This window comes from Brevibacterium sp. UMB1308A, assembly GCF_030230605.1.
Classification (GTDB): Bacteria; Actinomycetota; Actinomycetes; order Actinomycetales; family Brevibacteriaceae; genus Brevibacterium.
Genome location: NZ_JASPDO010000015.1, coordinates 1 through 21,576 on the forward strand (window position 1 = coordinate 1; position 21,576 = coordinate 21,576).

Here is a 21,576-nt window from a genome sequence, read left to right on the forward strand (position 1 = left end):
GCGAGAATCTCCATCGCTACCGGGCTGGCAGTCGCGTTCCACAATCCCACACACGGAAGGTCTGCATCACGTAGAACCTGACGGAATGAGGGCTTCAACATGGGTGTACCTCCTGCAGGGTTAAGCACGTTCTATAGGAGCGTGCACATGTAGCTAGTGCCTCCTATTGTGAACGGTTGTCGCAGTGCAGGTGTTCCAACACCCAAGTGTGAGATGATCAAACCCGGGAACCGCACCGTGAGCACGGAGGAGCACATGCCACAGCCTGAGCACCAGTTGACCGTCATAGCGACCCTTTACATATACGCCCTGGTGCACGACATTGCTCCTGCCGACCACATCGACCACAGCGAGAACAGCGAAGATACCCACGAACAACTCTCTGCCGTGCTGACACAACAAAAAGCGAGAACGCTCGACGCAACAAACATCTTGCAATTGGCCACGGCAGCCAAGCGGGCTCTGCGTCAGCCCGCAAACAAAACCTTGAGTGCAGCGGCATATGACAAAGAGCGCGCAAAACTTGTCGCCGGTATGCCTCGAAGCGGAGATGCCGGAGTAAAACTGTGGCCACCAACTAGCCAAACCGTGCGCGCTCATCTGGGGAATGGCGCATGGAACGACGCCTTGCACGCCGTTGGAATCCCAACTGCCAAAACGGGGCGAGCGCGTGGCACGAGCCATTTCAGTTCAGCAGACTTCCGCAAGGCGCTCACCGACTTCAGCGAAGAAAGTGAAAGCGTTTCTTACAGCGAATATCAAAAGTGGGTGAAAACAGAACGCGAACAGGGCCGTGAACGCCCCGCTGGGGCCACGGTGCGTAACACGTTTGGCTCGTGGAGCGAAGCCATGCGCCACGTATCGACGTAACTACGAACGTAAACGCCCCACCAGCGATTTAGGGGCATAGCGGTGCAGGTCAATCGCGGACTCATAAAAGCCCACAAGAGCCTCGGTAGCACTCCGCCAGCCCCACTCCTGAGCCTGATCGCGACCAGCGCGCGCCATCTTTTCCCGCAACGAGCGGTTGTCCAACAGCGAAGCAATCTTGTGGGCCGCCTCGGCGGCATTTCCCGGCTCAAATAGGAACCCTGTACGTTCGTCCGCAACTGCATACGGAATACCCCCGGCGCGTGCCCCCACAACAGGAACACCAGAAGCCAGCGACTCCAACGCCACAAGCCCCAGCGTCTCAGTCGTCGACGGGAAAACAAACGCGTCTGCACTCGCATAGGCCGCTGCCAGGTCCTGACCAGACATGTAGCCAGTGAAAACCGTGTTCGTCCCTGCGAACATCGACTCCAACTGCGCCCGGTGCGGCCCGGACCCCACCATCGCTAGCCGCGTGTTTGGCGGAAGATGCTCCAGCATGCCCCGACACACGTCTAGGTCTTTTTCTTTCGAAAGCCTGCCCACATACAGCACAAGCGGGTCGTCCGGGTGACCGCCCGTGAGCCGCTCACGCATGCTGTGCGAATAGTTCTCAGGCGAGTACGTCTGCGTATCGACCGCCCGCGGCCACAAGCCAACGTTGCGGATCCCCGCCTCCTGCGCCCGCTTCACCATGGGGCCAGACGTACATAGGTTCACCTCGGCGCGGTTGTGCATGTACCGCACCCAACGCGTAGACGTGTCGGTGATCCACTCGAGCCCCAACCGGGTGGCGTACTCCGGCACATCGGTGTGGAACGAAGCCAGCAAAGGCAGATTGCGTCGCGTGGCCGCCATGGTTCCCCACGCGGCCAGCCACACAGGATTCACCGCGTGAACAACGTGCGGGTTGAACCGCTCCATGGTGGTTGCGATCCGGGCCGTGGGTAGCCCGAGCTTAAGTTCGGGATACCACGGTTTAAACGAGATCGACCGGACAGGTTCTACTCGGAACCCTGCATAGCGCGCTGGTGGGTGCCCGGGAGCAAAAACCACAGCCTCGTGACCCATGTCGCGAAGCTGGTCCAAGGTACCCAGCAAGCGAGTGACGACACCGTCGATTTTTGGAAGAAAAACCTCGGTGAAAGTTGCGATCCGCATGACGTGTGACAGTTAGCTCACTGCGGGGGCTTCGGTCGGAACTCCTGCGGACTGATTCTTTGTCCACAGTGACCGTGCTGGAATCTTCGACATATCGGCACGGTCTGCATAGCGCTTAGCAGTTTCTTCAACCTCCAGCAGGAGGCCCTCCGACAGCGTGGTGGGTTCCAGGCCGAGGTCCAAGAACGTGTCGTTCTTAACGTGCAATTCGTTCTCGGCGGACTCGTGGCGGGGGTTGTTCACCAGTTCCATGCGGGCGTCCGTGATGGAACAGATGAGCTTGGCAAGGTCACGTACACGGTGGGTCTCAGTCATCTGGTTGAAGATCTTGACGCGATCACCTGACGCCGGCGGGTTGTTGACCGCGATCTCAATGCAGCGCACGGTGTCTTGAATGTGGATGAACGCGCGCGTCTGGCCACCGGTTCCGTGAACCGTGAGTGGGTAGCCAACAGCTGCTTGCATGAGGAACCGGTTGAGCACGGTTCCGTAGTCGCCGTCGTAGTCGAACCGGTTGATGAGACGCTCATCGCTTCGTGTTTCTTCCGTGTTGGTTCCCCATACAATTCCCTGGTGGAGATCGGTGATCCGCAGGGCGTCGTTCTTGGCGTAGTACGCAAACAAGTGCTGATCCAGAACCTTGGTCATGTGATAGATGGACCCTGGGTTCGTGGGGTAGAGGATTTGCTGGTGGACGTTTTCACCGGTCTCTTCGTTGGGTACTTCAACGTCGAGGTAGCCCTCCGGGATCTTCATGCCGGCTGTTCCGTATCCGTACACACCCATGGTCCCTAAGTGCACCAGGTGAATGTCCAGACCCGATTCGACGATCGCTGTGAGCAGGTTGTTCGTGGCGTTCACGTTGTTGTCGACGGTGTAACGCTTGTTGTCCGGCCGCTTCATGGAATATGGGGCGGACCGCTGCTGTGCAAAGTGGATGACCGTGTCCGGCGCGAACTCCACCAGCGTTTCCAACAGTTGGTCGGGCTGAGTTGCCATGTTGAAGTTGCGGAACTGAAGCTTCTTGCCAGAGATTTCTTCCCACGCCGCAATGCGTTCTTCGATCGACGTGATTGGGGTGAGGGACTGTGCTCCGAGTTCATCGTCAATTCTGCGACGGGAAAGGTTATCGACAATCATGACGTCGTGGCCACGCTGAGACAGGTGCAAAACAGTGGGCCAGCCACAGAAGCCGTCTCCACCGAAAACGATAATCTTCACTCGGATTCTCCTTTGGCAAAATATGCGTTCTCTCAGCTTATCGTTTGCGTGCTCCTGTTATCGCTGGTGACAGGTGAACAGGGGTGAAGAGAACATGAAGTTTGTTCAAACCACGAACAGGTCAACACGTGTGGCGGTACGCTTCTACACTGATTTGAGGAAAGGAGTTGTATGAGCGTGTTAGACAAAGTGTGTGATGAGGCAGCGTCCGAGGTTGTACAGCTGTGTCAGGATCTGATTCGTTTTGATACCCAGAACTGGGGCGAAGGCAAGGCGAACCCTGAACGTATTGCCGCCGATTACATTGCTGAGAAGCTCGCCGAGGTGGGTGTTGAGTCCCAGATTCTAGAGTCGGCTCCGGGGCGCGCCAATCTGTTTGCCAGGATCCCGGGGAAGAACCCAGACCGTCCGGCTTTGGTCGTGCACGGCCACACCGACGTTGTCCCGGCTGACGCGTCTGAGTGGAGCGTGGATCCTTTCGCAGCGGTCATCAAGGACGGTTGCGTGTGGGGACGTGGAGCCGTTGACATGAAGAACATGGACGCCATGATTCTTGCTGGTGTTCGTGCGCTGGTCCGTCAGAATGTGCAACCTGACCGGGATTTGATCATTGCGTTCTTCGCTGATGAAGAGGCAGGTTCAACCTACGGTTCGCACTGGGTTGTGAAGAACCACCCCGAGGTGTTTGCAGGTGCCTCTGAAGCCATCTCCGAGGTGGGTGGATACTCGGTGGACATTCGCGGGCAGCGTGCGTATTTGATCCAGACTGCCGAGAAGGGTCTTGAGTGGGTCCGGTTGACAGCGCACGGTTCAGCTGGGCACGGTTCGCAGATCAACCGTGACAACCCTGTTGTGAAGTTGGCAGCCGCTGTGGCCCGCATTGGTGAGCACGAATGGCCAAGTGAACCACCTGCGGCCACACGAGAGCTACTCGCTGGAGTGGCTGAACTGACAGGGATCGAGAACACGGAAGAGAACCGGGACAAGCTCTTAGCCGAACTGGGTTCAGCAGTGAAGTTCGTCGGAGCGACTTTCCAAACGAGCGCTAACCCTACCGCTTTGGATGCAGGCTATAAGCACAATGTGATTCCCAGCCAGGCGTCGGCGCTCATTGACTGCCGCCCGTTGCCAGGACGTAACGAGGACGCTCTTCTGACGCTGAAGGAACTGGCCGGACCTGATGTTGTTGTCGAACAGGTCATTTCCGGTGTCTCGCTTGAAACTCCGTTTACCGGTGACTTGGTCGACCGGATGCGAGAAGCAATCGAAGCAGAAGATCCTGGCGCCACCGTGTTGCCGTACACGTTGTCTGGCGGAACTGATAACAAGGCACTATCGGAGCTGGGAATCACTGGGTACGGATTTGCCCCGCTTAAACTGACTGGTGATCTGGACTTCCCAGCCATGTTCCACGGTGTAGACGAACGCGTTCCGCTAGAGGCCCTCGATTTTGGTGCGCGTACCCTTGTGAGGTTTATGGTTTCGGCGTAGACCTCGAGTGGACACGACCAGACTGCCGGTAGCCACCAGCCCCAGCGACAACAGGGTGAGCGGGCTTAAGGCAGTTTGGGCGTGTCCCGTGGCAATGTCGATGACGACCGATGCCACCATGTTTCCCAAAAGAATGATGATGGTCATGGTGAGCACGCCCAAACCCTGGACAACAAACGCTGACATCCCAATCACGAAAACACCCAAAATGCCTCCGGTGAGCATCCATAGCTCATTGATTCCTGGCACCGCTGTCCACGTGTAACCAATCGACACCAACGCGAGCGAGAACAGGCTCAAGAACGTGGTGCCCACTGTGAAGTTGACAAACGTCGCTGCCAAAGTTGAGCCGCTGATGACTTTGATCCGACCGTTGAAAGCTTGTTGAACGGCAACCAAAGTTCCTACCCCAAAGGGAAACAGCGGCCACCACCACGCGAAGCCCAAAGAGGCCGAACCAGCGGCCGACGCGGCAACCCCAGCCATCACGATCAGAACTCCCACGACCCGTCTGGCAGTAATGTTTTTCTTCCCTCCAGGCGGGATGCGGGTGGCGTCGACAAGAAGACCACCTACCAACTGGCCGGCGGTGATGGACGTAGTGAAGATCGTGACACCAATAACAGGGACAGTCAGAGCCTGTGCGATGACGACAGAGCCACCTGCGACGCCACCCAAAAACAACCAGAACGGGATCAAACCAGAAAACAGATAACCCAAAACGGTCACGACACCTCGGCGGGCAGTACGACTGCTCACCGTGATGACCGAGATGAGAACCAAACCGATTGAGAACGCAACCGTTGCGGCAAAAACTCCGACCCCGATTCGTGAGGACAAAGCGCCATTGACTAAGCCCTGAATAGCAATCGCTGTACCGACCATGAACGCGCCGCTCACGGCCAACCAACTGTTGCCCCTCACCGCGTAACCTCCGTAGTCTTAAGCCATGGTGACGATCATACTGTTGCGCCACGGCGAAAGCACAGCGAACGTGCAGCGCATCCTCGCTGGTCGCAGTCCCGGTGTTGAGCTCACTGCCCGAGGTCGTAAACAGGTTGCGCGGGTGGCGCAGGAACTGCCACACATTGATGTGATCCGGCACTCCACGATCGACCGCTGTGTAGACACTGCGCGTATTGTGGCGCATGGCCGTGACGCTCACATGACACAGGACTCACGGTTCGACGAGGTTGACTACGGCGAATGGTCCGGCCTGCCTTTGGATGATCTGCAAACACGCGCTCATTGGGAGAGCGTGCAAAAGTCACCGCAGGATTTTCAGTTTCCAGGCGGTGAGGCGATGAGTCACGTGTACGAACGGGCAGTTGAGGGACTCACCTCACTCAGACACGACCTCGGGCCCGGAAAGACCGGTCTCATTGTGTCCCATGGCGATGTCATTAAAGCGATGGTCGCGTATGTTGTGGGGGCTGGGCTGAATAACTTCCAACGTTTTGGAATCCAACCGGCCCAGTATTGCGTCCTACATGTACATGAACAGACGATCATGCTGGGCCTGGGTGGGAGCAGAATATCCAGCGCCACCTTGGGCGGTGAGTGTTAAGCGCTCAAGCGTTTACGCGCTGAGAACTCTGGTGCTCAGCAGAATGAAAATCACGATTCCCAATGCCACGCGGTACCACACGAACACCGCGAATGACTTCGTCTGGATGAACTTGAGGAACCCAACGATCACCGCATAACCCACGCCAAAGCTCACGACGGTCGCCAGCACAGTGGGCCCCCACCCCAAGGTGAGAGGTTCGCTGGCGGCTTTGGCTAGCGAATAGAAACCTGAAGCCATCACCGCGGGGATAGCGAGCAGGAACGAATAGCGGGCGGCAGCCTCGCGTGTGAAGCCCATCAGACGACCGGCCATGATCGTTCCACCTGAGCGTGAAACACCGGGAATGAGGGCCAACGCTTGCGCTCCACCGTAAAGCAGGCCCTGCCCCCAGGTCATTTGGTCCAAAGTGTATTCCCTGCGACCAACGCGGTCGGCTAGGCCCAAAAGCAGACCAAAAACAATGAGCATGGTGGCCACGATCCACAAGCTTCGGAACGTCGTTTCAATCATGTCTTGGAACAAAAGCCCCAGCACGCCAATTGGGATCGAACCGATGATGACGAGCCAACCCAGCCGAACGTCGGGGTCGCGTCGGTCGTGTTTGCCTGCCAGCGCTTTGAACCATTTCGTAATGATCCGCACGATGTCCTTCCAGAAGTACACAAGCACTGCGGCTTCCGTGCCGATCTGGATGATCGCGGTGAAGAATGCTCCCGGTTCACGTCCCGGCATGAGGAATTCGCCCACAATGCGCAAGTGCGCGGACGAAGAGATGGGTAGGAACTCCGTGAGTCCCTGCACGATTCCCATAATGATGGCGACAAGCCAGTCCATGAATACCCCTTTTGCTTACACGGCCAGGCGTTACACTACTCGGAAAATTCCGGTAACCTCAACACTTATGTTGCACAACCGCGTTGGTCAGTCTGGTTTCACTGTTTCGGACCTCACTCTCGGGACGTTTGAGTGGGGGAGCAGGATCGATCAAGAAACAGCGTTTGAGCTGATGTCCGCGTATGTTGACGTTGGTGGGACACTGCTTGAGCTGTCTGCGTGTATGTCGAGTGCGCATGCACTTGTCGGTTCCATGAAAATTCCCTCCACGTTGCGTGTGGCTGCTCGTGTCGGGATCGAATTGGTTGGTGGCGAGCTCCAGATCAGTAACTCGCGAACCGTGATCACGGAACAGGTTGCCCGCCTGCGGAAGACTCTGGGCCGTGACTGTGTGGATGTGCTGATCGTGGACGCATTCGATCCGCACACACCTCTGGCTGAAACTGCTCTCACCTTGCGTGACCTGCAGTCCCGAGGTGAAATCGGCTATGTCGCGGTGGCTCACCATAGTGCGTGGCAGGTTGCACTCATGCGCGCCGAGGTGGATGTTGTGTGTGCGTTTACGGAACTGTCGTTGGTGAACCGTTCCGCTGAGGACGATCTTGTACCGGCGTGTGACTACATGGGTTTGGGTGTCATTGCCGGGGCTGCTCTGGGACGTGGCGTTCTGACTGGCAGGTACACAACGGGTACGCCAGCAGATTCTCGTGCTGCTCACGATCTGGGGCATTACGTTGGTGCATATCTGGGGCCGGACTATGAGCCCATTCTTAAAGGTGTGAACAAAGCTGCCGAGGCGCTGGGAGTTCGTCCCATCGATATCGCATTGGCGTGGAATCGCAGTCTGGGAGTAGCCAGCTCGATTGTGGCGCCTCGGACTGTCCGGCAACTCACGGAGTTGCTTGAGTCAGAGTTGGTTCTGGAGCCAGAAATCCGCGACGCGCTTTCACAGATTTCGAGTTAGGTCAGCGCAATTACCCGCAGGGAGAATCAGCGACGGTCTTAATCCTCGTCGTCATCCTCATCATCATCGTCAAAGTCGCCTAGATCGTCGTCATCGAAGTCGTCCATGTCATATGTGTCGTCGTCATCGTCTTTCGCGTCTTCGATGTCGTCAAAGAGTTCAAATGGGGTGACTTCGTCAAACGCGTTGTACAAGGCGTCTTCGTAGATCTCAAAAGCGTCGGCGAGCGCCATATACGTGGCCTCGACGCGGGCATCCGTGTCAGAGGTACGGTGTGCGGCAGCAGAGAAGTGTGCACGAACTGCCGAGAGGAACTCTTCTAATGCAACTTCCGGTTCGAGACTCATGGCTCCATCTTATACGTGAAAACGGTAGGCTAGGAATATGTCCGGCCACGTATTTGAGCACGAATCTCCCGACCGTTTCATTCCCGGCACTGTGGGCATGCCTGGAGGTCGAACGTTTTATCTTCAAGCTGTTTCCGGCACCACTATTACATCTGTTCTTCTCGAAAAGGAACAGGTTGAAATGCTGGGTGAACGCATCAATGAACTACTTGACACGGTGCGTTCAAAAAGCATGGGTGAAAGCAATATTCCGGTTACAGCACTCCCTGACTATGTAGACAACTCAGGACTGACGATGCCGGTTGATTCCGAGTTCCGTGTGGGCACCATGAGTTTGGGGTGGGACACGCGCATTCACCGCTTGGTGATCGAGTGCTTCGAACTGTCAGAAGCAGATCGTGAAGCTGGTATCAGTGCCGAACCTCATGAAGACACAGAACGAGATGTTTTACGCGTGACATTGGATGCGGTTCAAGCCCGTGAGTTTGCTCGTCACGCGGAACTTGTTGTCAATGCAGGGCGTGCCGACTGCCCGTTCTGCTCGCTTCCATTGGACCCAGAAGGCCATATATGTCCGCGTGCAAACGGGGTTGCGCGCTGAGTGAGCCTTACACACGACATTTCCACGTTGCCGGCCACGGTTCTGGGCCTGATTCCAGACGCGAGTAACGACACGTATCTGATTGTCCTAAACCCGCCCACGGGAGTGGGGCTGAAAGCCGTTTACAAACCCAGCCGAGGCGAAGCGTTCTTACACGACTTTTCTGAGCTCGCCAGGCGTGAGGTTGCGGCCTACCGGTTGAGTCATCTCAGTGGCCTTCACTGTGTGCCTCCTACCGTCATGCGTTCCGATCTGCCGCATGGCACGGGCTCAGTGCAGTTGTTTGTGGACCTGGCAGGTGACCCTGTTGTTGACGCGTGGCTCAGCGAACACGTTCCGGAAGATATTGTCCCTGTGTTCCGGGGGTACAACAGTGACGGGGCCGAGGTCGCCGTGGGGCATGGTTTAAGCGAGCGGCTTGCCGATATCGCAGTGTTCGACGCCGTAGCCAACAACGCTGACCGGAAGGGGAGTCACCTGATCGATGGGCAATTGCCTGGCGAGACATCAGGGTCTATTTGGGCGATCGACAACGGGCTGAGTTTCCACCCCGAACCCAAACTTCGCACAGTGCTGTGGGGGTTTGCAGGAACCTCGCTGGCACCTCGGCATTTTGACGCGTGCGAACGCACGCTGGCCCTCACGGCCGATGACCTGGGCACAACGCAGGAGGAAACGAGCGCTTTACACGCGCGTACACGCGCTTTGCTTAGCTCTGGTCAGTTCCCGTATCCGCCTGTCAACCGCACTCCGATTCCCTGGCCGCCCCTGTAAACGCTCCACAACGCGCACAAACGAGCACAGAACGCGTACGAACGTTATGCTGGCTGTGTGAAATCTTGGACACCACCACATGTTCCTGCGCTTGTACGATCAAGCGAACCCCCCACCGTGTACTGCACAAGTGCACGTGGGCCGCTCCGCAAACTGGTACGTGGAGACGAAGCGAAACTGTATGTGTGCGGTATCACGCCGTATGATGCCACGCACTTGGGTCACGCATCCACATACGTTGCCTTTGATGTTCTTCACCGTCTGTGGATCGACGCAGGCTATTCGGTCACGTACGTGCAAAACATCACCGACGTCGACGACCCACTCCTCGAACGTGCTCAGGCGACAGGCGTTGACTGGCAAGAACTTGCACGCGAACAAATCGACCTTTTCCGTTCCGACATGGAAGCTCTGCGAGTCATCCCGCCAACGCACTACATCGGGGCAGTTGAAGCCATGGATATTGTGGCTCGCAGCGTGGTTGAACTCTTAGACAAGGGATTCGCATACAGCCTAGATAACGGCGACGTCTACTTCAGGATCGACTCGTCGTACAGACCGCCTTTTGGCTCAGTGTCTCACTACGACGCAGATACCATGGCCAAGCTCTTCGCCGAGCGTGGGGGAGACCCGGACGTTGCCGGAAAAGAGAACCCACTCGACCCACTTCTGTGGCGTGCCAAGCGTGAAGGCGAACCGTCATGGAACCCTGACGGGCTACCTGCAGGACGCCCTGGGTGGCATATCGAATGTACCGCTATTGCCCAGGAATACGCTGGACTGCCTTTGCATGTTCAGGGAGGTGGCAACGACCTGGCGTTTCCGCACCACGAAATGGGTGCAGCCCACGCAGCCGCGTGGCTCGATACTCCGCTGGCGCAGTCGTATATGCACACCGGAATGGTGGGCTACGAAGGCGAAAAGATGAGCAAGTCGTTAGGCAATTTGGTGTTGGTTTCACAGTTGTGTGAACAAGGCGTGGACCCCATGGCCATTCGTCTCACAATTCTTGACCACCACTACCGGTCTGACTGGATGTACGACGACGGTGCGTTGGCCAAAGCCACGGAACGTTTAGAACAGTGGAGGCGTGCCGCACAATGTGGAAGCCACTACATCTCAAAGGACGTTGTCCGGGAACTGCGGGAATGCTTGGCTGACGACCTCGACACACCCACCGCACTTTCTCTTATTGACGACTGGGCTGCCGCACGCGATCAAAACACTTCTGAGAGTGAATCGGAAGCAGTTGTCAAAGCCGTTGACGCGTTGCTGGGGATTCAGCTGGCATGAGCCTCAATTACGACGCCGTGCTGTGGGACATGGACGGAACTCTCGTCGACACAGAGCCGTACTGGATGGCAGCTGAAACCGAACTCATGGCGGCTCACGGGCTTGAGTGGAGGCACGAACAAGCAATGCTCATGGTGGGTAACACGCTGACTAAGTCAGCAGACATCATGCGATCCTTCGGTCTGCCGCTGGCCACCGACGAAGTGGTCCAAACCCTATTGCGTGGTGTCATCGCACGGGTCCACGAGCGTATTCCGTTTAGACCAGGGGCCCAGGAACTGATCGCGTCGTTGAAGGCGGCTGACGTGCCCATGGCACTTGTCACAATGTCGTACCGGACACTTGCTCAAGCGGTGGTCGACGGGCTTCCGGAAGGCACCTTTCGCACGTTGATTACAGGGGACGAAGTCTCTCGCGGAAAACCTGACCCCGAACCATATCTCACAGGGGCAGCGTCCTTGAGTGTCGATCCCGCCGCTTGTATCGCGTTGGAAGACTCGGTTCCCGGAATGGCAAGCGCAATTGCCGCAGGCACGTTGACCGTGGGAATCCCTAACCACGTCCCTTTGGAAGAACAGCCTGGTGCGATTCTGATTGAAACCTTGGACGGGCTTAACGCTGAATCTTTGGGAAATCTGGTTCGACCTCTGCAAGGTTCGTAATCTCTGGAGCTTCTGGGGCTTCATTGCCCCACGCAGGGCATAAGTTTTTGAAGTAACACCAGTTGCACAGTGGCGATTTCTTGGGCCTCCAGTTACCAGATTCAGCGCATCCAGTGATGTCGTTCCACACGTCAGCAACCTGGAAAAACGTACGTTGAATGTCCTGCATAGTGGGCTGGAGCTCTTTCACATGCCCAGATCCCAAATACATCAGTTGCAACGTGTGCACCGTTTCGCCGGTGAGCAAATAGTGGACAAGCGCGTAGAACCGCATCTGGAAGTCAGCGTCACCGGAATACTGAGGCTTGGGCGCTTTCCCAGTCTTGTAATCCACCAAACGTACTTCACCGCCAGGTGCACGGTCGACCCGGTCGATAAAACCACGGAGCTTCAAGCCGCCAGGAAGTTCTGTTTGCACAAACTTTTCACGGGCATCAGGCTCCAAGTTCTCCGGGAGCTCCAGAGTAAAGTACGCGCGGACAAGCGCCTGCGATTCTGCAAAGAGCCTGTCCCTGTCGCTCTGTTCCGGAAAAAGATCTGCAACGTCAGAATTCTTTTGGGCGAGTGACGCATAAGTGGGTTCGATAAGGGTGGTAGCGTGGTCGAGCGTGCGTTCGTGGGAGGACACGTCGAAGAGCTGTTCAAGAACCGCGTGTACAAGCGTTCCTTTAAACGCGACTGCTGACGGCGGTTCAGGGATCTTGTCCACGCTTCTGAACCGGAACTTAAGAGGGCACGAAACAAAGTCATTTGCCCGCGACGGGGAAAGTGCGATGAGTTCAGCCATAGAACAACAATAGCGACTTCGAGCCACGCAGGGACCAAATAGCACACCCAGAGACGCTCGGGCCGATAGGATAAAGCCATGCCACACGCCAAACAACAGGGAGCATCAAACGGCCTGATCATTGGCCGTTTTTTGGGCACCCCAATTATTTTGGCGTGGTCGTGGTTCGTTGCCGCCGCTGTCATCACGATGCTGTTTACTCCGTGGGTGCGACACTTCAGTCCAGACTTAGGGGTCGGTGCGTGGTTTGTCGCGTTTACGTACGCATTGTTGCTCTTTAGTTCTGTGTTCTTACACGAGCTTGCACATGCGATCGCGGGAACGTTGACAGGACAAAAGGTTGCGGCGATCGAACTCAACATTTGGGGCGGCTTCACCCGTTTCGAACCTCGCACGGACGACAACTCAACTCGAGCTGCGACCCACAGTTTCATTATTTCGATCGTTGGCCCGTTCGTGAATATCGGACTCGCAGCCCTGGGATTGTGGGGGATGTCTTCCACTCAACAGGGCTCAGTCTTGTGGCTGCTTCTCCTGGCATTTACTTTTGCAAATGCGGCGCTCGGCTTCATCAACCTTCTGCCCGGTATTCCACTCGATGGGGGCTGGGCGCTTCAAGCACTCATCTGGCGCCTGACCCGTTCTCAGTTCACCGGCACCATCATGGCGGCTCTCATTGGCCGTATCATCGCCGTCCTTTTCATCGTGGGAGCAATCGTTGGGCCCCTCATAGCTGGCCGGAAGCCAGACATCATCACACTGATTTGGACCTCGGCGATCGCCATCATGCTGTGGTTCTCGGCAGCCGATGCAGCTAAGCACGCCCAGCGAGCCCGGCGAATGGAAACCTATGATCTGAAGAAGGTCATCCAACCGGCAATTGCAGCGTCGTGGAACGCCAGCATTGACGCGACCTTAGAGTACGCCGATTCGGTTGCGGGCCCGTCCACAATCGTCGTGATCCTCAACGAACGGGGCCTACCGTACGGGCTGCTTGACCGCCACGCGGCAACCCAAGCGATCGTGAACACTAATGCTGCAGATGATTTGGTGCACAGTTACGCGAACCCACTGGGAGGTTGGATTGGCGTCCCGGAGGACATTAGTGCTCCGCACCTTCTGGAATCCCTCACGCACCGCCCTAAAGCACAGTTTTGCCTTGTCATGCACGACAGCACGCTCACCGGAGTCATCGACCTGCAAGAATTCTTTGACGAATTGCTCCACGTATAGAACAGCTCCGCTGTCCGTTGTCAGGACACGCTAGAGTTGATGGGGTGACTTCACAACACGCAACAGGAGCCCAGGATCGTCGCGGACACTTTCGTGCTGGCGACAAAGTGCAATTGACCGACCCTAAAGGTCGGCTCCACACGATCATGTTGCAACCGGGCCACGTATTCCACACCCACAAGGGCCAGCTTTTTCATGACGATCTGATCGGCCAGCCTGAAGGCACGGTGATTGCCAACACGGCAGGCGTTGACTATCAGGTGGTGCGCCCCCTGTACGAAGATTTCGTGCTGTCCATGCCTCGAGGTGCTGCGGTCATCTACCCCAAGGATGCTGCGCTAATCGTCACCCTGGGTGATATTTTCCCAGGTGCCACCGTCGTCGAGGCAGGCGTTGGATCCGGAGCGCTCACGCTTGCTCTTTTGCGCGCCGTGGGAGACTCGGGTGTCGTCCACAGTTTTGAGCGACGCGAGGAATTCGCTCAGATCGCCCAGGGCAACATTGAAGATTTCTTCGCCGGGCCGCACCCAGCATGGAAGCTCAGCATTGGCGACCTCGCGCACGAACTTCCGAATGCATACCAGCCCGGCGAAGTCGACCGGGTTGTTCTCGACATGCTCGCACCGTGGGAGTGCATTGACGCGGTTTCGCACGCACTGCGTCCCGGGGGAGTTGTCGTGTGCTACGTGGCCACTGTTCCACAAATGTCGCGCACGGTTGATGCGCTCAAGGCAAGTGGTCTCTACACCGAACCACGCGCACTTGAAAGCACGGTGCGCGACTGGCACGTCGAAGGGCTGGCCGTTCGCCCAGAACACCGAATGATCGGCCACACAGGTTTCTTGGTTTTCGCGAGGCGCCTGGCACCGGGCACAACGCCACTTGAGAAAAAGAAACGTCCGCAGGGCCAACAGCCCTCACAAGAAGACATTGATGCGTGGCAGTCAGGCGAAGTGACAGACGAGGCGTTGGGAATCCCCAACACAACAGGTAAAAAGCTCCGCAGAGCTGCTCGAGAAGCAGGAAAGCGAGCCCAGATCATTGGTCAGGAGGAATCATGACAGAAGCAGAGTTGCCCAAGGTGCGTCAGGAACTAGCTGGCCTGCGCCAGCAGCTGTTTAACGCTTCGAAACGCAATGAAGCCCTGACAAAAACCCTGCGTCAAGCGCGTGACGAACTTGAACGTATTCGCGCAGAAGCTAACGCTCTCACCGAACCGCCCAACTCGTACGCGACGGTGGTGCAAGCCGTGCCAGGTGAAAACCTGCGGTGCGACGTTCACTACGCGGGCCGCAAAATGCGGGTGGCGGTCGCGCCCGAGGTGGAAGCGAGCGACCTGCAAGCAGGCCGAACCGTGTTGCTGTCCGAGGGCCTGGTGGTTCTGAAAGCGCTGGACTTCCATGCTGCAGGCACTGTTGTCGCTGTGCGCGAAGTACTGGGCAACCGCGTGCTTGTGGGTGGCGTGAATGACGAAGAACAGATCTACTCGCTGGCCGCACCTTTGCAGGAGATCACGATTCGTCCCGGGGACCACCTGTTAGTGGATTCAAAAACGCAGTTTGCGCTCGAATACGTTGAAAAGCCCGAATCGAACCAGTTGCTTCTCGAAACTGTTCCAGACATTTCGTATAGCGACATCGGGGGACTGGACCACCAGATTGAGGAGATCCAGGACGCAGTCGAACTGCCGTTTGAACACCCGGAACTGTATACGGAACACGGACTCAAACCACCAAAGGGAATTCTTCTGTACGGCCCTCCCGGATGCGGAAAGACCCTCATCGCAAAAGCAGTGGCCAACTCTTTGGCCAAGAGGCGGAAAGACACGTCCACTCGTTCGTACTTCTTAAACATCAAAGGTCCAGAGCTTTTGGACAAGTATGTGGGTGAAACCGAACGTCAGCTCCGCCAGATTTTTGCTCGCGCTAGGGAAAAGGCTACAGCCGGATCGCCAGTTGTGGTGTTCTTCGACGAAATGGAATCACTTTTCCGAACCCGTGGAACCGGTAAATCGTCTGACGTCGAAACCACTGTTGTTCCGCAGCTCTTAGCGGAAATTGACGGTGTGGAGAAACTTGAAAACGTCATTGTGGTGGGTGCGTCAAACCGCGAAGACCTTATCGACCCTGCGATTTTGCGCCCCGGCCGCTTGGACGTCAAGATCCGCATTGAACGGCCAGACGAAAACGGCGCGCGCGATATTTTCAGCAAGTACCTCACGCCTGAACTGCCGATCCATACGGTCGAAACCACAGTCGAAGAAGCGGTGAAAGACCTGATCGACCGGTGCGTGGAAACCATGTATGCACGAACGGATGAAAACCGGTTCGTCGAAGTTACCTATGTCTCTGGAAAGAAAGAAACGCTGTTCTTTGGCGACTTCATCTCCGGTGCCATGATTTCTAACGTGGTTGACCGCGCCAAAAAACATGCGATCAAGTCCTTGCTGTCAACGGGTGAACGCGGCATCACGTGGGAACACCTTCACACTGCGATTCGCGAAGAGTTCCGGGAACACGAAGACCTGCCCAACACGTCGAACCCCGACGAGTGGGCACGGGTTTCTGGTAAGAAGGGTGAACGCATCACCCACATGTCAATGTTCTGACACGTGCGGTCACAAGGCGCGATGCCTTGAGGCTTAGCGGGCGCCTTTTCCTGCGAGTTGGCTGGCCAGCACGCGCCAGCCAACCAGGGTGAACAGGTTGACACCCGAAGCAACCAGAATGAACGGGCCGGCGGTGCCTTCGCCCAGAATGATTCGAATGATCATTCCCACCAAGACCGTTGTCGCCCAGATGCCCACACCGGTGCGAAGCGGAGCTAAAGGCGCGGTCCATACCGCGTTGGCCAGCCAAGCGATCGCGAGTGCTGCCATAAACGGCCAAGCGGTGCGCACAATTCCAGAGAACTCAAGGTTCTGAGCGTGGGTGTAATAACCCACAACGGCAAAAAGACACACGAGGACGGCGTCGGTGACTAGGGTGATAAGAAGATGAGACGTTGATTTTCGTGACACGCTCATAGTGTAGATGCGAGCCAGGGAGGTTCACGTGATTAGTGTTCGGCGTGTAATGGGTGCCGAAACCGAGTTCGGCGTATGGCAACCGGGCAACCCCAAAGCCAACCCCATGCGCGATTCGGCGCGGGTTGTCGATGCCTACGCACAACCTCGGGGATTGAGATCAAGCCAGAATTTCTGGGACTTTTCTGCCGAAAGCCCCCTGGCCGACGCCCGCGGTTTCCTCATGAGCGTGGACGACGCGCACATTTCGCAGCTCACGCACCTTCCGGATTCTCAACCTGAAGCGCAATACCTTGCCAATGTGGTGACGGAAAACGGTGCGCGTCTCTACGTTGACCACGCTCACCCGGAGTATTCCAGCCCAGAAAGCCTGTACCCCCGTGACGTTGTGCTCTACGACCGGGCCGGTGACCTTGTGGCACTCGACTCGGTGCGCAACCTCGCGAACACGGACCAGCCGGTCAACCTGTACAAGAACAACACCGACTCCAAGGGCGCCTCATACGGGACCCACGAGAACTATCTGGTGGACCGGGCAGTCGAATTCGACCACATCGTTGAAGGGCTCACCCCGTTCTTCGTTACCCGCCAGATTCTGTGCGGGTCCGGGCGGGTAGGCATCGGACAGGAAGCCTCAGTTCCGGGCTTCCAGATTTCCTCCCGCGCAGACTTCTTCGAAGAACGCGTGGGCCTGGAAACCACTTTGCGCAGGCCCATCATCAACACGCGCGACGAACCCCACGCCGAACCGTCGCTGTACCGCCGCTTGCACGTCATCATTGGCGACGCAACCCTAGCTGAACCGGCTACCCTGGTGCGCTTTGGTTCCACCTCGCTCGTGCTGGCGCTCATTGAAAAGGGCCTGGCGCCTCGGATCCTTCTCAAGGACCCAGTGGAGGCTCTGTACACCGTGTCTCACGACCTCGGGCTGTCTGCGCGCCTTCCGCTGGAAGGCGGGGGAGAGACGACAGCGCTTGAGATTCAGCGGGCGTATCTGGACGCGGTAAAGACCCACATGGATCCTGACTGTGAGGCCACCGCCGAGGTCGTTGCAGAGTGGGAGCGTTTCCTTGAGGGACTTGCGTCCGATCCGCTGTCCTTAGCTGATTCGATCGACTGGGTTGCCAAGTACCAACTGCTTCAGGGCTATGTGCGCAAGCAGAACCTGCCGTGGGATCACCCGAAACTGCAGCTCATCGACGTGCAGTACCACGATGTGCGCCCGGAAAAAGGCTTGTTCTACAAGCTCGAAGCTTCGGGCAGAATTCGCCGGCTGACAACGCCCGAAGCCGTTGAACACGCAGTCGAAAACCCGCCAGCAGACACTCGAGCGTGGTTGCGTGGAACCTTGGTTTCGCGTTTTGGGGAATTCGTCGAATCCGCAAGCTGGGACACGATTGTTCTCAACCTCGGAAGCGAATACGTGCGTATTCCTATGCGCTATCCAGAGCTTGGAACACGGGAGCTCGCAGAAGAGGCGTTAGCGGACGTGACTGATGCCCAGTCGCTGTTCAAAGCACTGTCACTTATTAAACTGTCAGACAACGAAAGGGAATGAGATGAGCCAATTTCAGCAACACGCCGGTGGCGGAAAAGGAAACAACGACGAATCGGATGAATTCGTCGAAGCAGGCCAGGCCCAGATCAACACGCAGGGTGTCGACGACATTTTGGACGACATCGACTCCATGTTGGAAACGAACGCCGAAGACTTCGTGAAGAACTTCGTGCAAAAGGGTGGCCAGTGAACTCAGGTTTTGACAAGCACTTTTTGGATGCGACCACCAACTCGTTTGTTGAGTTCGCCTCACGCGTGCGCCCGCACGTACTCCCACAGGCTCCGGCACAGGTAGTGTCGCAGCAACTCGACGCTCCGGTAGGTACAACGATCGTCGCGTTGAAAACGGAACGTGGAGTGCTCATGGCTGGTGACCGTCGGGCGACAATGGGCAACCTCATCGCAAGCCACACCATTCAGAAGGTGCACGCAGCTGACTCTGCCTCAGTGATTGGAATCGCGGGCACCGCGGGGCTTGCGCTCGAACTGATTAGGCTCTTCCAACTCGAGCTTGAGCACTACGAAAAAATCGAAGGCACTCCGCTTTCGCTCGAAGGTAAGGCCAACCGGCTGGCCTCCATGCTCCGAGGCAATTTGGGTCTCGCCCTGCAGGGCCTCGCGGTCGTCCCGCTTTTTGCCGGCACTGTGCCGGGTACCACCTCGGGCGCTCTCTATTCCTTTGACGTCACCGGCGGGAAATACCAGGAGCTCGATTTCCACTCGATCGGTTCCGGTGCAGGGTTCGCTCGTGGCGCTCTGAAAAAACTGTGGAAACCGCAGCTGGATGACGAGGAAGCGGTCCGCGTCGCCGTACAAACCCTCTACGACGCAGCCGACGACGACTCCGCCACGGGTGGCCCAGACCTGGTGCGCAACATTGCACCGCAGGTGATGACCGTCGATGGCGACGGGGTGAAGGAAGTGCCAGCTGACCAGGTGCTTCAGATTGCTCGCTCAATTGTGACTGGACGGAACAACTCATGACCGCACCGTTTTACGTATCACCAGAACAGCTGATGAAAGACCGCGCGGAGTTCGCGCGGAAGGGAATTGCCCGAGGTCGTTCGGTCATTGTGTGCCGGTACGACTCCGGAATTGCGTTGGTTGCGCACAACCCGTCGTCCACACTGCACAAGGTCGCAGAAATCTACGACCGTATCGCTTTCGCGGCGGTGGGTAAGTACAACGAGTTCGAAACCCTGCGACAGGCAGGCGTGCGCTACGCCGACCTTCGCGGGTTCTCGTATGACCGCGCCGATGTCACGGCCCGCGGACTGACCAACGCGTATGCACAGACGCTGGCAAGCGTATTCACCACCGAATCCAAGCCCTTCGAAGTAGAACTCGTGGTAGCAGAGCTGGGTGAAACTCCCACTCAGGACCGCCTCTACCGACTCTCCTATGACGGATCGGTCGCCGACGAAAGCGACTGCGTGGTCATTGGCGGGAACGCCGAAGTCACCGCGCAACGCATGCACCTCACACCGGGTCTTAAGGATCTAGATTCCACAATCAACACTGCGGTCCGTGCGCTTTTCGGAGACGAGGATCCTGTCGCAGCTCATGTTGAAGCTGCTGTTTTGGACCGCAACACTCAAACGCGCAGAACATTTGTTCGACTCACAGAAGACCAAGTTCGCCAGGCGCTCGAACGGGCGGGGCAAGACAGCAAGCAAACAGACGAAACACCTGGGGAAGAGACCGGCGAATGAAACGCATTTTCGGTTTAGAGACAGAATTCGGGATTGCTTACGCTCCATCAGGCGGTCGCCGTCTGGGCCCAGAGGAAGTTGCCCGCTACCTGTTCAAGCCCGTTGTGGCATGGGGCAGGTCCTCAAACGTGTTCCTGCCCAACGGTTCCCGTCTGTACTTGGACGTAGGTTCACACCCGGAATACGCCACCGCCGAATGTGACCGTCTCGATGACCTGATCGCACAAGACAGTGCTGGAACCGTCATCATGCAGGACCTCTTGAACCGGGCAAACCAAGCCCTCAACGACGACGGCTATGACGGCACACCGCACCTGTTTAAGAACAATTCTGACTCCGCGGGCAACTCGTACGGAAGCCACGAAAACTTCCTCATCCGCAGGAACATGGATTTCGCCCACTTAACCAGTACGCTCTTACCTTTCCTCGTGGTACGGCAGCTCATGGTGGGGGCCGGCGCCATCATTCCACGCCACATCACCACGGCGATGCCAGCCGCGCAGACTAACCGCGCCAACCCCCATGCTGCACAGACCGTAGCCACTCCCGCCTCGGACGTGGTCTTTGGTCTTTCCGGCCGATCCGATGTCATGTGGGAGGGAGTGTCCAGCGCGACCACGCGTTCGCGCCCCATCATCAACGCACGCGACGAACCCCACGCGGACGCTGAAAAGTATCGCAGGTTGCACGTGATCGTGGGGGACTCGTCAATGGCGCAACCCACCACGCAACTCAAGGTCGGATCGGCAGCCCTGATCCTGGACATGATCGAAACCGGTGTGCCACTCCGGGACCTGACGCTGTCGGACCCCATTCACGACATCCGCGTGATTGCCCGTGACCTGACGGGTACAACCCCGCTGGAGCTGAAAGCCGGGGGAACTCTCACACCACTGGATCTCCTCGAAATCTACCTGGAAGCGGCCACCAAGATTGTGGACCGCGGGGACCACAGCGTGGGCGATGACCAGACCGCGCGTGACGTGCTCGACCTGTGGGGACGCATGTGTGAGGCGGTCCGCACACAGGACTTCTCTGCAGTCGACACCGAAATTGACTGGGTAATTAAAAAGAAGATCCTAGATCGGTACATGGACCGTTCAGACGTTGAACTGAGCGACCCGCGGATTCGTAGGCTCGAACTTGCCTATCACGACGTGACCCCAGGAGTGGGGCTGGTCGAGAAGATGCAAGCAGGCGGGTTGATTGCGCGAACCGTGAGTGACACCGACATCGCAACTGCCAAGGACGTGCCACCCCAGACCACGCGGGCAAAGATTCGTGGCGCTTTTGTTCAAGCAGCCGTGGATCACCGTGCCGACTTCACGGTTGATTGGGTGCACTTGCGTCTTAACGCACATGCGCAACGTGCCGTGACGCTTCGCGATCCCTTTGTGTCTACCAGCGAACACGCAGATGAACTCATCGCGTGTCTGAATGGTTCTGAGTTAGCATAACTAGGGCAATAGAGAG

General features: G+C 57.2%; 23 protein-coding genes. 16 read left to right on the plus strand and 7 right to left on the minus strand.

Translation table 11 applies throughout. The features are described from left to right. The first annotated feature begins 255 nt into the window (after positions 1–255). Entirely contained in the window at positions 256–870 is a 615-nt protein-coding gene (locus tag QP868_RS07540) for a hypothetical protein (protein ID WP_284925980.1), read from the plus strand. Here the strand turns inward: QP868_RS07540 and QP868_RS07545 are convergent, their stop codons facing one another. Next, positions 871–2,031 (minus strand): glycosyltransferase, encoded by a 1,161-nt coding sequence (locus QP868_RS07545; protein WP_284925981.1) that lies wholly within the window; start codon positions 2,029–2,031, stop codon positions 871–873. It abuts the gene before it with no gap. Between the two features lie 12 nt (positions 2,032–2,043). After that, entirely contained in the window at positions 2,044–3,252 is a 1,209-nt protein-coding gene (locus QP868_RS07550) for an NAD-dependent epimerase/dehydratase family protein (RefSeq protein ID WP_284925983.1), read from the minus strand. Between the two features lie 171 nt (positions 3,253–3,423). Between QP868_RS07550 and QP868_RS07555 the strand changes: the two genes are divergently transcribed. Continuing rightward, complete coding sequence (locus QP868_RS07555; RefSeq protein ID WP_284925984.1) at positions 3,424–4,743, plus strand: M20/M25/M40 family metallo-hydrolase; 1,320 nt, start codon at positions 3,424–3,426, stop codon at positions 4,741–4,743. On the opposite strand, the gene QP868_RS07560 is transcribed toward QP868_RS07555, so the two are convergent. Beyond that, positions 4,687–5,643, minus strand: a complete 957-nt coding sequence (locus tag QP868_RS07560) for a DMT family transporter (protein ID WP_284925985.1) — start codon at positions 5,641–5,643, stop codon at positions 4,687–4,689. The two genes, QP868_RS07555 and QP868_RS07560, sit on opposite strands and share 57 nt — an antisense overlap. 49 nt (positions 5,644–5,692) lie before the next feature. Between QP868_RS07560 and QP868_RS07565 the strand changes: the two genes are divergently transcribed. After that, complete coding sequence (locus QP868_RS07565; RefSeq protein WP_284925987.1) at positions 5,693–6,310, plus strand: histidine phosphatase family protein; 618 nt, start codon at positions 5,693–5,695, stop codon at positions 6,308–6,310. 12 nt (positions 6,311–6,322) lie between these two features. On the opposite strand, the gene QP868_RS07570 is transcribed toward QP868_RS07565, so the two are convergent. After that, positions 6,323–7,147: an undecaprenyl-diphosphate phosphatase gene (locus QP868_RS07570; protein WP_284925988.1), complete on the minus strand. Its 825-nt coding sequence runs from the start codon at positions 7,145–7,147 to the stop codon at positions 6,323–6,325. Between the two features lie 67 nt (positions 7,148–7,214). On the opposite strand from QP868_RS07570, the gene QP868_RS07575 reads away from it, so the two are divergent. Further along, entirely contained in the window at positions 7,215–8,111 is an 897-nt protein-coding gene (locus QP868_RS07575) for an aldo/keto reductase (RefSeq protein WP_284925990.1), read from the plus strand. A gap of 38 nt (positions 8,112–8,149) precedes the next feature. Here the strand turns inward: QP868_RS07575 and QP868_RS07580 are convergent, their stop codons facing one another. Further along, positions 8,150–8,458 carry a hypothetical protein gene (locus tag QP868_RS07580; protein ID WP_284925992.1) on the minus strand — a complete coding sequence of 103 codons (309 nt, stop codon included), beginning with the start codon at positions 8,456–8,458 and terminating at the stop codon, positions 8,150–8,152. Between the two features lie 37 nt (positions 8,459–8,495). Here QP868_RS07580 and QP868_RS07585 point away from each other — a divergent pair, with 37 nt between their 5' ends. The 4 genes from QP868_RS07585 to QP868_RS07600 are packed head-to-tail and all read left to right on the plus strand — an operon-like array spanning position 8,496 to position 11,788. Then, positions 8,496–9,059 carry a DUF3090 domain-containing protein gene (locus tag QP868_RS07585; protein WP_284925993.1) on the plus strand — a complete coding sequence of 188 codons (564 nt, stop codon included), beginning with the start codon at positions 8,496–8,498 and terminating at the stop codon, positions 9,057–9,059. After that, positions 9,060–9,833: an SCO1664 family protein gene (locus QP868_RS07590; RefSeq protein ID WP_284925994.1), complete on the plus strand. Its 774-nt coding sequence runs from the start codon at positions 9,060–9,062 to the stop codon at positions 9,831–9,833. A 57-nt stretch (positions 9,834–9,890) separates the two neighbouring features. Continuing rightward, positions 9,891–11,126, plus strand: coding sequence for a cysteine--1-D-myo-inosityl 2-amino-2-deoxy-alpha-D-glucopyranoside ligase (mshC, locus tag QP868_RS07595; RefSeq protein WP_284925996.1), 1,236 nt, complete (start codon positions 9,891–9,893; stop codon positions 11,124–11,126). Then, positions 11,123–11,788, plus strand: coding sequence for an HAD family hydrolase (locus tag QP868_RS07600; RefSeq protein ID WP_284925997.1), 666 nt, complete (start codon positions 11,123–11,125; stop codon positions 11,786–11,788). The genes mshC and QP868_RS07600 overlap by 4 nt, the downstream gene beginning before the upstream one ends. On the opposite strand, the gene QP868_RS07605 is transcribed toward QP868_RS07600, so the two are convergent. Continuing rightward, positions 11,739–12,575 (minus strand): RecB family exonuclease, encoded by an 837-nt coding sequence (locus QP868_RS07605; protein WP_284925998.1) that lies wholly within the window; start codon positions 12,573–12,575, stop codon positions 11,739–11,741. The genes QP868_RS07600 and QP868_RS07605 overlap by 50 nt on opposite strands. 78 nt (positions 12,576–12,653) lie before the next feature. Between QP868_RS07605 and QP868_RS07610 the strand changes: the two genes are divergently transcribed. Genes QP868_RS07610 through arc form a run of 3 tightly spaced genes read left to right on the plus strand, consistent with a single transcriptional unit; the run spans position 12,654 to position 16,416 of the window. Then, the gene (locus QP868_RS07610; RefSeq protein ID WP_284925999.1) at positions 12,654–13,808 is read left to right on the plus strand and encodes a site-2 protease family protein; all 1,155 of its coding nucleotides are present in this window, start codon (positions 12,654–12,656) and stop codon (positions 13,806–13,808) included. A 44-nt stretch (positions 13,809–13,852) separates the two neighbouring features. Next, positions 13,853–14,869, plus strand: coding sequence for a tRNA (adenine-N1)-methyltransferase (locus QP868_RS07615; protein ID WP_284926000.1), 1,017 nt, complete (start codon positions 13,853–13,855; stop codon positions 14,867–14,869). Then, complete coding sequence (gene arc, locus QP868_RS07620) at positions 14,866–16,416, plus strand: proteasome ATPase (protein ID WP_284926001.1); 1,551 nt, start codon at positions 14,866–14,868, stop codon at positions 16,414–16,416. The genes QP868_RS07615 and arc overlap by 4 nt, the downstream gene beginning before the upstream one ends. A 33-nt stretch (positions 16,417–16,449) precedes the next feature. Here arc and QP868_RS07625 read toward each other — a convergent pair whose 3' ends face one another. Then, complete coding sequence (locus QP868_RS07625) at positions 16,450–16,833, minus strand: DUF3054 domain-containing protein (RefSeq protein WP_005884719.1); 384 nt, start codon at positions 16,831–16,833, stop codon at positions 16,450–16,452. A 49-nt stretch (positions 16,834–16,882) separates the two neighbouring features. Here QP868_RS07625 and dop point away from each other — a divergent pair, with 49 nt between their 5' ends. The 5 genes from dop to pafA are packed head-to-tail and all read left to right on the plus strand — an operon-like array spanning position 16,883 to position 21,560. Further along, positions 16,883–18,391 (plus strand): depupylase/deamidase Dop, encoded by a 1,509-nt coding sequence (dop, locus tag QP868_RS07630; protein WP_284926002.1) that lies wholly within the window; start codon positions 16,883–16,885, stop codon positions 18,389–18,391. Between the two features lies 1 nt (position 18,392). Continuing rightward, positions 18,393–18,581 carry a ubiquitin-like protein Pup gene (locus QP868_RS07635; RefSeq protein WP_005884723.1) on the plus strand — a complete coding sequence of 63 codons (189 nt, stop codon included), beginning with the start codon at positions 18,393–18,395 and terminating at the stop codon, positions 18,579–18,581. Then, positions 18,578–19,375, plus strand: coding sequence for a proteasome subunit beta (prcB, locus tag QP868_RS07640; protein ID WP_284926004.1), 798 nt, complete (start codon positions 18,578–18,580; stop codon positions 19,373–19,375). Before QP868_RS07635 ends, prcB begins: the two co-directional genes overlap by 4 nt. Then, positions 19,372–20,103 carry a proteasome subunit alpha gene (gene prcA / locus QP868_RS07645; protein ID WP_284926005.1) on the plus strand — a complete coding sequence of 244 codons (732 nt, stop codon included), beginning with the start codon at positions 19,372–19,374 and terminating at the stop codon, positions 20,101–20,103. Before prcB ends, prcA begins: the two co-directional genes overlap by 4 nt. Then, positions 20,100–21,560 (plus strand): Pup--protein ligase, encoded by a 1,461-nt coding sequence (gene pafA, locus QP868_RS07650; RefSeq protein ID WP_284926006.1) that lies wholly within the window; start codon positions 20,100–20,102, stop codon positions 21,558–21,560. Before prcA ends, pafA begins: the two co-directional genes overlap by 4 nt. The last annotated feature ends 16 nt before the right edge of the window (positions 21,561–21,576 follow it).